This window comes from Aquabacterium sp. (assembly GCF_041915145.1).
GTDB lineage: Bacteria > Pseudomonadota > Gammaproteobacteria > Burkholderiales > Burkholderiaceae_C > Aquabacterium.
In genome coordinates this window covers 74,623-85,607 of sequence record NZ_JAYSBZ010000002.1, presented here as the reverse complement: position 1 = coordinate 85,607, position 10,985 = coordinate 74,623, and the positions used below count along the sequence as shown (strand labels likewise).

The 10,985-nt window shown below is 66.3% G+C and carries 9 protein-coding genes; 5 read left to right on the top strand and 4 right to left on the bottom strand.

Annotated features, from left to right (window positions below; translation table 11 throughout):
- Together ACE3SS_RS00895 and ACE3SS_RS00890 are read right to left on the bottom strand one after the other, a co-directional pair.
- Nucleotides 1-1,999 (bottom strand): bifunctional (p)ppGpp synthetase/guanosine-3',5'-bis(diphosphate) 3'-pyrophosphohydrolase (locus ACE3SS_RS00895; protein WP_374590304.1); only part of this gene is annotated, 1,999 nt, incomplete at its 3' end.
- A gap of 29 nt (nucleotides 2,000-2,028) precedes the next feature.
- A complete protein-coding gene (locus ACE3SS_RS00890) occupies nucleotides 2,029-2,916 on the bottom strand; it encodes an alpha/beta fold hydrolase (protein ID WP_374590302.1) in 888 nt (295 codons plus the stop codon).
- Nucleotides 2,917-2,994: 78 nt separating this feature from the next.
- Here ACE3SS_RS00890 and ACE3SS_RS00885 point away from each other — a divergent pair, with 78 nt between their 5' ends.
- From ACE3SS_RS00885 to ACE3SS_RS00870, 4 genes are all read left to right on the top strand, one after another.
- On the top strand, nucleotides 2,995-3,777 hold the full coding sequence (locus ACE3SS_RS00885; RefSeq protein ID WP_374590300.1) for a 3-hydroxybutyrate dehydrogenase: 783 nt from the start codon (nucleotides 2,995-2,997) through the stop codon (nucleotides 3,775-3,777).
- A gap of 205 nt (nucleotides 3,778-3,982) precedes the next feature.
- A complete protein-coding gene (locus ACE3SS_RS00880; RefSeq protein WP_374590298.1) occupies nucleotides 3,983-5,116 on the top strand; it encodes a hypothetical protein in 1,134 nt (377 codons plus the stop codon).
- Between the two features lie 42 nt (nucleotides 5,117-5,158).
- Complete coding sequence (gene mnmC / locus ACE3SS_RS00875; protein WP_374590296.1) at nucleotides 5,159-7,186, top strand: bifunctional tRNA (5-methylaminomethyl-2-thiouridine)(34)-methyltransferase MnmD/FAD-dependent 5-carboxymethylaminomethyl-2-thiouridine(34) oxidoreductase MnmC; 2,028 nt, start codon at nucleotides 5,159-5,161, stop codon at nucleotides 7,184-7,186.
- Between the two features lie 61 nt (nucleotides 7,187-7,247).
- Entirely contained in the window at nucleotides 7,248-8,369 is a 1,122-nt protein-coding gene (locus ACE3SS_RS00870; protein WP_374590294.1) for a beta-ketoacyl-ACP synthase III, read from the top strand.
- A gap of 37 nt (nucleotides 8,370-8,406) precedes the next feature.
- On the opposite strand, the gene ACE3SS_RS00865 is transcribed toward ACE3SS_RS00870, so the two are convergent.
- Nucleotides 8,407-8,619: a DUF2788 domain-containing protein gene (locus tag ACE3SS_RS00865; protein ID WP_374590292.1), complete on the bottom strand. Its 213-nt coding sequence runs from the start codon at nucleotides 8,617-8,619 to the stop codon at nucleotides 8,407-8,409.
- 89 nt (nucleotides 8,620-8,708) lie between these two features.
- Nucleotides 8,709-9,977, bottom strand: a complete 1,269-nt coding sequence (locus tag ACE3SS_RS00860) for a lipoprotein-releasing ABC transporter permease subunit (protein WP_374590290.1) — start codon at nucleotides 9,975-9,977, stop codon at nucleotides 8,709-8,711.
- Between the two features lie 65 nt (nucleotides 9,978-10,042).
- Here ACE3SS_RS00860 and ACE3SS_RS00855 point away from each other — a divergent pair, with 65 nt between their 5' ends.
- Complete coding sequence (locus tag ACE3SS_RS00855) at nucleotides 10,043-10,984, top strand: hypothetical protein (protein ID WP_374590288.1); 942 nt, start codon at nucleotides 10,043-10,045, stop codon at nucleotides 10,982-10,984.
- Nucleotide 10,985: the final 1 nt, after the last annotated feature.

The window sequence follows — 10,985 nt, the reverse complement described above, 5'->3', positions numbered from 1 at the left end:
TCGCTCGGGGGGCGCGGCCAACCATTTGCCTGAAATTCGAGCAGTCTGTGCGATGAATGGCAACCCCCTTGCCTCGCGTGACGTAGCCGCCAATCTCGTCGGGTGGAGCCGGTTTGCAGCAGCGTGCCAGTTGGGTGAGCAACGAGTCCATGCCCACGACCATGATGCCGCGCTCGCTCCTGGCCGAATCTCTCAGCGCCGTCGATTCACTGCGCGCCAGGCGTTGCGCCAGCAGCTCATCGGCACCTGGCGCGGGTTCCGGCGGGCGCAGCAGGTTCTCGATGTGGCGCAGCGAATATTCGTCCTTGCCCACCACCTCAAACAATGCATCGGCGTTGCGGAATCCAAGCTGCGCGGCGAGGTCCTCGAGCTTGATGGCCGTGCGGCCTTCGCGCTGCAGAAGCTTTTCAACCGCCTCCCGTCCGCGGGCTATGGTCTGCTGCAGGACGAGCGCGTTGAACCATGCCCGCACCTTGGCCTTAGAGCGCACGCCCTGCAAGTAGCCGAGTTCCGGGTTGAGCCAATCTAGCGACGGGCCGAGCTGTTGATCTTTGGCGGCGACGACCTCTACGGTCTGGCCGCTAGCCAAGGGCGTGTTGAGCGGCACCATGGCGCCATCGACACGCGCGCCGCGGCAACGATGTCCCAGATCGGTATGCACGGTGTAGGCGAAATCGATCGGCGTGGCGCCCGCCGGCAATTCGACGACGGCACCTTGCGGCGTGAACACGTAGATGCGGTCGTCAAACAGGCCTTGCCCACCCTCGCCGACGTCGTCGTCGGCGTGCGACAGGTCGCGCTCCCACGCCAGCAGCTGGCGCAACACGGTCTTGCGTGCCTCAGCGACCTTCGACTCGAACTGCCCCGCCGCACTCACCCCGGCGTAACCTTTGGCGCCGGCCTCCTTGTAGGCCCAGTGCGCCGCCACCCCGCTCTCGGCATGGTCGTGCATGGCCTGGGTACGGATCTGGATCTCGATCGCGCGGCCTTGCTCGTCCTGCACCACGGTGTGCAGGGACTGATAGCCATTGGGCTTGGGACGCGCGATGTAGTCGTCGAACTCTTCGGGCAGCGCGTGCCAGATCTCGTGCACGCGGCTGAGCGCGGCGTAGCAGTCCTGCACGGTCGGCACGATCACCCGCAACGCCCGCAGGTCGAAGACGCGGTCGATGCTCAGGCTCTTGCCGGTCATCTTCTTCCAGATGCTGTAGAGATGTTTGGGGCGCCCTTGCACTTGCACATGCAAACCGGCACGACCGAGCTCGATGGTCAGACGCTGACGTGCCGCCTCGATCATCTGCTCGCGCTCGAGGCGTTTTTCGTGCAGCGACCGGGCGATGTCTCGATAAGCCTCGGGCCGCAGGAAGCGGAACGCGAGATCCTCAAGCTCCCATTTGATCTGCCAGATACCCAGACGGTTGGCCAGCGGCGCAAAAACCTGTAGAGACTCGCTCGCCAGCACCTTTGGACACGGCGCCTTGCTTTGCGCGTAGTAGCGCAAGGTCTGCAGGCGCGAAGCGAGCCTCAGCAAGACCACGCGCAAGTCGCGCGAGAACGCCAGCAGCATCTTGCGCACCCTCTCGATTTGCTCGGCGCGCATCGTGCCGTCGGATTCGTCGGCCAGCACGTCGCGGGCGCTGCGCTGAATCTGCACCAACTTGCGGGTGTGTGCGACCAGGCCGGCTTCGCCCTCGCCAAAGGCCTGGCCAATGATGTCTTCGGGCTTGTTGAGGTATTCGCTGGCGTAGACCAGGTAGGCCGCCGCGCGCATGGCCGGCCCCGCGCCAATGCCGTGCAGGATGGCGGCCACGCCTTCGGCGTGCTCCAGCGCGTCCTCACCCGTGTCGAAACGCCGCCCGGCCAGCAAGGGCTCGGCGAAGGCGCGGGCACGCGCCAGCTTGCTGTCTTCAAACGCCAGCGCCTCGCGCCCGCCTTCGGCGTCGCTCAAGGCAACGATAGGAGCGGCCGTGGTGGGCGCTCCCAGCAGACCTGTCTTCATTCAAATCCGATCACACCGACTCGGGGTTATCAGGCCGTGCCGAGCAAAAAGTCGCGCACCACGGCCACCTGGTTGTCAGCCACGAACATCGGCGCGTGCCCCACGCCGGCGAATTCGTGCAGATGCGCCTTGGGGCCGCGTCGGGTCATTTCTTCGGCGGTTTCGCGAGTCAGCAAATCGGAGTCGGCCCCGCGCAGCAGCAGCGTCTGGCAATGAATCGAGTCATAGCGCTGCCACAGCATCTGCTCGGCCAGGGCGGCGGCTTCGGGCGACATGGCCTTGAACGGCACGCCGATGGCCGGGTCGTAATGCAACTGCAGACCGGGGCTGTCGTCCACCGCCTTGAGCATGGGGCGCGTCAATTCGAGCCATTGCTCGTGGGTGAACTTGCCAAAACCGGCGGAAATGGAGGCCAGGTATTCGGCGGCCTCGTCAAGATCCTTGAAACGCATCGGCAGGCCCAGGTATTCGCCGATGCGCGCCAGCGCCTCGGGCTGGATGCGTGGCCCGACGTCATTGAGCACGAGCTTGCGGATCGGCGTGTTGTGCAACGACGCGAGGCCCATGCCGATGAGTCCGCCCATCGAGGTGCCGACCCAATCGACGTGATGCGCGTTGAGCCGCGCGATCAGGGTCACCATGTCGGCCACATAGGCCGGCACCTGATAGCCCAAAGGGTCGGTCAGCCAGTCGGAACGTCCGCGGCCCACCACATCGGGGCAAACCACTCGGTAGCGCGACGACAGCGCTCGCGCCAGCGTGTCGAAGTCGCGCCCTTGCCGCGACAAGCCGTGCACGCAGACCAGCACGTGCGGGTTGTCGCGTTCGCCCCACTCCCAATAGGCCATCTTGTGCAGGTCCAGGGCATCGAGGCACTGAACGAATTCCAGGCGCGGTTCGGTTGCGTGAGCAGTCATGGCATCGGGCCTTTTTCTGAGTTAACGTGAAGCATCAACCATCCTAAACCTTGAAATCGTCTTCCAGGAGAAACAGGCATGCTCAAAGGCAAAACAGCATTGGTCACCGGCTCCACCAGCGGCATCGGCCAGGGCGTGGCGCAGCAGTTGGCGGCGCAAGGGGCGAACATCATCCTCAATGGCTTTGGCGACGCCGAACCCGCCAAGGCGGCCATGACCCAAGCCGGCGCGGCCCACGGCATCCAGGTTGGCTACCACGGCGCGGACATGAGCAAGCCCGCCGACATCGCCGACATGTTCGCTTATGCCGACCGCGAGTTCGGGGGCGTGGACATACTGATCAACAACGCCGGCATCCAGTTCGTGTCGCCCGTCGAAAGCTTCCCGATTGAAAAATGGGACGCCATCATCGCCATCAACCTGAGCTCGGCCTTCCACACCACGCGGCTGGCCATTCCCGGCATGCGCGCCAAGAACTGGGGCCGCGTCATCAACATCGCCTCGGCTCACGGTCTGGTGGCCTCGGCCGGCAAGTCGGCCTACGTCGCGGCCAAGCATGGCATCGTCGGCCTGACCAAGGCGGTCGCGCTTGAAACCGCCACCACCGGCATCACCGTCAATGCCATCTGCCCGGGCTGGGTGCTCACCCCGCTGGTGCAGAAGCAGATCGACGATCGCGCCGCCAGGGAAGGCGTCAGCATCGACCAGGCCGGCAAGGAATTGCTGAGCGAAAAGCAGCCGTCGCTGCAGTTCGTGACGCCGGAACAATTGGGCGACCTGGCGGTCTTCTTGTGCACCCCTGCGGCGAACCAGGTGCGCGGGGTTGCCTGGAACGTTGATGGAGGGTGGGTCGCTCAGTGACGTGCCTGCCGCTTACCCGCTACTGGCCGCCTGCCATGGATCGACAGGCACATGGCCCAAGCGCGAACGGCTCATCAGTTAGTCCGAACGCACCAAGCGCGACATGCCCTCGTCGCGCCTGCCACACACACTGCCGCCCATGATTCATTGCCTCGCCTCGCGTCGCCCCACGACAGCGAGGCGAGGGATCGTCAGGAGTGTGGTTGTGTTTTCAAAGCTGACGCGCAGCAAGCGCCTCTCGTTGTTCGGGTTTGCCGTCACGGCCGTGGCGCTGGCGGGATGGGGAGTCGCCGCGTCGCGCTCCGATGGCGCAATCGAACGGCGCCCCTCTCCGGCAGCCGGCGCCACCAGCCTCCTCGGCGGAGCCTCCCCATCGCAACTGATGTCGGTGTCCAGCGGCACGACCGGCACGGATTCGATCAGCGCGGAAGCAATCAAGCCCGCCGCGCCACTCAGCGATGAAGGATTCAAGAGCGAGTGCGTCAGCCCCTTGCGCTCGGAACGTTATGCCGAAGCCATCGAGGCATGCCAACGCTATGCCAACGACGAGCGGCTGGGCGGCAAGGCGCACGCCGCGCTGGCCGCGATTTATTCAACTCGCGCCTACCGCGACGTGACAGCGTCGGTGACACACGCCGAGCGCGCCGCCGAGTTGGGCGACGCTCGAGGCAAATTCATGACAGCCATCCAGATGCTGGGGGGCTATTCCACTCGCCCGTTCGATCTGTCTTTCGTGCGCAAGATGCTCGAAGATGCCCAACGCAGTGGGGTGGCTCAAGCCGGCATGCTGCTGAATCGCATCGCAGACAGCGAGCAATGCCGCAAGAACAAGCAGACCTTCACGCTGTTGAACGCGCCTGTCTTCTGCATGTTCCGCCCGGAGATTTCGCAGGTCTTGATCGCTCGAGGCATGTCGCAACGCAATGCCGACGCGCAAAGCTGGGCCGACATCTGGCGCCCGGGAGAGGTGCTGCCGTCCAGCAGCCAGGCTGAGCTGCTGTACGACCGCAGTCCGGACGATGAAATGCTGCGGTTGGCGCAGTTCACGTACCGCTTCGATCCAATCGCGGCGAGCGATCAGTTGCCACTCGTAGTTCAAGCCTTGCGCCAGAAATATGGCGCCCCCTCGCGCAGCAGCTCGAAGGAGCTGGTGGCCGGCAGCAGCATGATCTGGCATGCCGGAACGGATGTGGACATCACGCTGACCCGGTTGAGCGACGGCAGCGCTGAATTGCGCTACGCCCAGACGCCGCGAGCATCCGAACGCGAGTCGCACCTGGCTCGCGAAGACCAGCTGTCACGCCAAGCGCGCATTCGGCGGCAGCAAGTCGCCTTGTAACACCAGCCACCGGGCGCGAAATCCGGCTTACATTCGCGCCCCATGAAGACCTCACCCATCGTACCCGCCACGCTGGAGCCGGCTCCTGCCGGTGTCAGCCCTCATGACGCCACCGACGGCGCGCCTTACTCGCCGTTGTTCAACGACGTCTACCACGCCAGCGCCGGCGCCCACGAGCAGGCGCGGCACGTCTTCTTGCACGGCAACGGCTTGCCCGCGCGTTGGCAGGGACGTGATCGCTTCGTGATCCTCGAAACCGGCTTCGGGCTGGGCAACAACTTTTTGGCGACCTGGGCGGCCTGGCGCGCCGACGCCCAACGCTGCGAGCGGCTCATTTTTGTTTCGATCGAAAAGCACCCGCTCACGCGCGACGATCTCGCGCGCGTGCACGCCACGCAGGCGGACTCCGCCGGCCCGGAAACGGCTGCGCTGGCGCGCGAGCTGGTCGAGCGCTGGCCCGCGCTCACGCCCAATGTGCACACCCTGAGCTTCGAGGACAGCCGCGTGCAGCTGTTGCTGTGCCTGGGCGATGCGGCCGATGTGCTGGGCGCGCTCGATGCCGAGGTCGATGCCTTCTATCTCGACGGTTTTGCTCCGGCCAAGAACCCCGAGATGTGGAGCGAACACGTGATGCAACGGCTGCCCCGGCTGGCCGCGCCGGGCGCCACCGCCGCCACCTGGAGCGTGGCGCGCGGCGTGCGTGATGGCCTGCAGGCCGCGCACTTCGAGGTGCAGCGCACTGAAGGCTTTGCCGACAAACGCGAGATGCTCACCGCGCACCACGCGCCGCGCCACCGCGCCCCGCGTCCGGCCGGTGCGCCGCGCACCCCGCGTCTGGGGCCCGAGCAGCGGCACGCGCTGATCATTGGCGCCGGTCTGGCCGGTTGCTCGGCAGCCTGGGCGCTGGCCGAACAAGGCTGGCGCGCCACCGTGCTCGACCGCCACGGCGAGCCCGCCACGCAAACCTCGGGCAATCCGGCGGGGCTGTTTCACGGCATCCTCAACGCCGACGACGGCATCCACGCGCGGCTGTATCGGGCGGCGGCGCTCACGCTCGTGCAAGTGCTCAGGCCCTGGATCGCCCAAGGCCGCGTCCAAGGCTCATGCGCCGGGCTGTTGCGACTCGAAGAGCGCCTGAGCAATGAAGAAGCCCACGCGCTGCTGCAAAAAACCGGCCTGCCTGCGTCTTATGTGCACTGGCTGGATCAGGCACAGGCCCGCGAGCGCAGCGGCCTGCCGGTGCCCAGCGGTGGCTGGCTCTTTGCCGAAGGGGGTTGGACGCAGCCAGACGCACTGGCACGCACGATGCTCGACACCTCGGGCGCGCACTTCATGGGCCACCACGATGTGCACCACCTGAGCCACGAAAACGGCCTGTGGATCGCCTGGAACGCGCAAGGCCAACGGCTGGCACAAGCGCCGGTGGTGGTGATCGCCAACGGCCACTCGGCACGCGAGCTGCTTGCGCCATCGGGGTGGCCGCCTCTCGAGCACGCCCCCATCCAGCTCAACCCGGTGCGCGGCCAGTTGTGCTGGCTACCCGACACCGATGCACGCGCCCGGGTGCCCCGGCTGCCCGTTACTGGCGCTGCCTACGCCATCCACACAAACGATGGGCGGATCGTGCTGGGAGCCACCTCGCAGCACAACGACCCCGACCCCACGGTGCGCCCTCAAGAGCATCTGAGCATCGCCGAAGATGCCGCCCAAATCGGCGTGTTCGACCCCGACACGCTCGCGCGACTCACGCCCGACGCCTTTGCCGGCCGCGTGGCCTGGCGCCCCGTCACCGGAGACCGCCTGCCCATCATCGGCCCGGTTGCCGCCCGACTCACCCCCGAAAACACCCCGCGCCGCGCCGATCACCCTCGCCACTATCCGCGCTTGCAAGACGACACCAGCGGGCTGTATCTGCTCACGGGCATGGGCTCGCGGGGCGTTACGTGGTCGGCGCTGGCGGGCCGCGTGCTCGCCTGTTGGGTCAGCGGCTGCCCGGCACCAGTCGAATCCGATCTGCTGCACGCCATGGACCCGGCCCGCTTCGAGCTGAAGTCGCGCCCGGCGGCATAATCCGCCATCCCACTTGACGGCGCCCCCTGATCGCTACGGCGGCGCATTGGCAGGAATTCACATGACATCAGTCGTTATCAGCGGTACGGGTCTGTACCACCCCTCGCAGATCATCACGAACGCCGAATTGGTCGAGTCGTTCAACCGGTATGTCGAGCTCTACAACGCCCGGCATGCCGATGAAATCGCTGCCGGCACGCGTGAAGCCCTGCAGCCATCGAGCGTCGAGTTCATCGAAAAAGCCTCGGGCATCCAACGCCGCTACGTGATGGACAAATCAGGCGTGCTCGACCCCGAACGCATGGTGCCGCGCCTGGCGCCGCGCCGCGACGACGAGCTCTCGCTCATGGCCGAGATCGGCGTGGCTGCGGCCCGCGCAGCATTGGCGCAAGCCGGCAAAGAAGGCAAAGATGTGGATGCCGTGCTGTGCGGCGCCTCCAACATGCAGCGCGCCTACCCGGCCATTGCCGTCGAGATTCAGCAAGCACTGGGCGCGGGCGGCTATGGCTTCGACATGAACGTGGCGTGCTCGACGGCCACCTTCGCGCTGGAGCAGGCCGTCAACGCCGTGCGAGCCGGATCGGCCCGCTGCGTGCTGGTGGTCAACCCCGAAATCACCTCGGGCCACCAAGAGTGGCGCGACCGCGATTGCCATTTCATCTTCGGCGATGCCTGCACCGCCATCATCGTCGAGCGCGCCGACACCGCCACCGCGGCCGAACAGTGGGACGTGCTGGGCACCAAGCTTGCCACGCAGTTCTCGAACAACATCCGCAACAACTTCGGATTTCTCAACCGCTGCGAAGACACCCCGGCTGACGCCCGCGACAAAACCTTCCGGCAAGAAGGCCGCAAGGTGTTCAAGGAGGTGGTGCCGATGGCCGCAGCGCACATCGAAAATCACCTGAGCACGCTCAAGATCGAGCCCACTCAGGTGCGCCGCTACTGGCTGCATCAGGCCAACCAGGCCATGAACCAGTTCGTGATCCGCAAGCTGATCGGCGCCGACCCCGCCAGCGATGTGGCGCCGCTGATCCTCGACGAGTTCGCCAACACATCGTCGGCGGGCTCGATCATTGCCTTCCATGCACACCGCGCCGACCTGTCCACGGGCGATCTGGGCATGATCTGCTCGTTTGGCGCCGGCTATTCGATCGGCAGCGTGATCCTGCGCAAGCGCTGATACCGAGAGAGGCGCACCGGCGCGCCTCTCTTGCAGCTCAGATATTGAGCAGCCAGGCGATGATGCTCTTGGCCACAAAGCCCAGCATGCCGAACGCCAGCACCAGAAACAGCACGAAGGTGCCAAAGCGCCCCGCTTTCGACTCGCGGGCCAGCTGAAAAACAACGAAGAGCATGTAGAGAATGAAGGCGCCCACGCCGAACGTGACGCCCCATTGAGCCAGTTGCTCTTCGGTCAGACCAAAAATCATCTTCCTGCCTCGGTATCCACCAGATCTCGGTAGGCGTGCCAACGAGCGTTTGCAGTTGCCGCTCCGATGTAGCAGCACGCCTTCATGAATCACTCGTATCGAAGCGCCTCGGCGGGTTGCACGCGGCTGGCGCGCCAGCTGGGATAGAGCGTGGCGACAAAGGCCAGCGCCAGCGAGATCAACACGATGGGGACGATGTCGGTGGCCTGCGGGTCGCTGGGCATCCGGCTGATGAGGTAGACGCTGGGCGGCAAGAACGTGGTGTGCAGCAAGTGCTCGATGGCCGGCACGATCACGTCCACATTGCAGGCCACCAGCAAGCCAAGCGCCAAGCCGCCCAAGGTACCCACCACGCCCGACAGCGCCCCTTGCACCATGAAGATGCCCATCACCGAGCCCGGGCTGGCGCCCAGCGTGCGCAAGATGGCGATATCGGCGCGCTTGTCGGTCACGGTCATGACCAAGGTTGAGACCAGGTTGAATGCCGCCACGGCCACGATCAGGGTGAGGATGATGAACATCATGCGCTTCTCGATCTGCACCGCCGAGAACCAGGCGAGATTGGTGCGCGTCCAGTCGCGCACGCGCAGTTGAGGCGTGACCTCGCGGGTGAGCGATGCTTCGAGCTCGTCGCCCACCTCGCGAGCCTGCTGCGCATCAGCCAGCCGCAACTGCACGCCCGTCGGGCCGTCCACACGAAACAGACGCTGCGCATCTTCGATGTGGATCAGCGCCATGCCGCTGTCGTATTCGTAGTGCCCGGCCGAGAAGGTGCCGACCACCGTCATGCGTTTCATGCGCGGCACCAACCCGGCGGGGGTCACCTGCCCGTTCGGCGTGACGATGGTGACCGCGTCGCCCTCGCGCACCCCGAGCTGATTCGCCAACTGCGCCCCCAGCACGATGCCCCAGCTGCCCGACTGCAGCTCCTTGAGGACGCCGTCTTTGAGTTGCGCGGCCAGCGGCGTGACGGACGACTCCTCGCTCGGCAGGATGCCGCGGATCAGCGCGCCCCGCATGTCGTCGCCCCGGGCGATCAGCACCTGCGACGCCACGAACGGCGCGGCGCCCTGCACCGCCGGATTGCGCCTGGCGGCCTGCGCCACCGCCTGCCAATTGGGCAGCGCGCTGCCGTCCTGGTTGACCACCTCGATGTGCGACACCACCGAGAGCATGCGATCGCGCACCTCTTTCTGAAACCCGTTCATCACGGACAGCACGATGATCAGCGCAGCCACCCCCAGCGCAATGCCCAGCATCGACACGCCCGAGATGAACGAGATGAAGCCGTTGCGGCGTTGCGAGCGACCAGCGCGGGTGTAGCGCCAGCCGACGCGGAGTTCGTAGGGGATGTTCATGGCGGGGTGATTGTCGGGCAGCGGGGATGCTACCCGAGGCCGACGCACGGCCGATAATTCGCCCCGTGCATCTCATCATCCCTTTCGCCTCCACGCCCGCCCCGGGCTGCCAGCACACGCTGATCGAGCGCCAGCTGGCGCAGCAATTGCCCCATCTGCGCGCGCTGCTGCAGATCCTGACGCCCGGCCTTCGCGACGAGGGCGACGAATACCAGCTGTCGCCGCCGCACGAGCGTGTGCTGGCCCGACACCTGGGCTGGAGCGGGGCAGACGGCGCCCTGCCCTGGGCGGCCTGGCGCGCCCGGCAAGACGGCGTCGATACCCTCGACCTGGCCTGGGCCGAATTGACCCCACTGCATTGGCACATGGGCGCCGAGCACTTGACTGTGCTGGCACCCGAAGCCCTGGCCCTGACCGAAGACGAGTCCAAAGCCTTGTTCGACGCCGTCCGCGGCCTGTTCGAGGAAGACGGCTGGGCGCTGGAGTGGCGCGGCCCGACCCGCTGGTACGCCGCCCACGAGTCCTTGCAGAACCTGCCCACTGCGTCGCTCGACCGCGTGGTGGGCCGCAACCCCGACTTGTGGATGCCCGACCACCCCCAGGCCCGCCTGATCCGCCGTCTGCAAAGCGAAGTGCAGATGCTCTGGTACACCCACCCGATCAACGAGGCACGCGAGGCCGCGCGGCAGTTGCCTGTCAACAGCATCTGGCTGAGCGGCTGCGGGCCGTATCAGGCGCCGGCGGGCGACGCCCCCGAGATGGCGCTGAGCCTGCGCGGCCCGCTTTTCGACGAAGACTGGTCGGCCTGGGCTGCCGCCTGGCAGGCACTGGACGCCGGCCCGCTGCGCCAGATGCTCGACGCGGCTCGCGGCGGTCAAGCCGTCTCGCTGACGCTGTGCGGCGAGCGCCATGCCCAGGCGTGGCACAACACCCCACGCAGCCTGTGGGCCCGGCTGACCCGAGGCTGGCGCCAGCCCGACGTCGCCGCCGCCCTCTCTGCACTCTGAC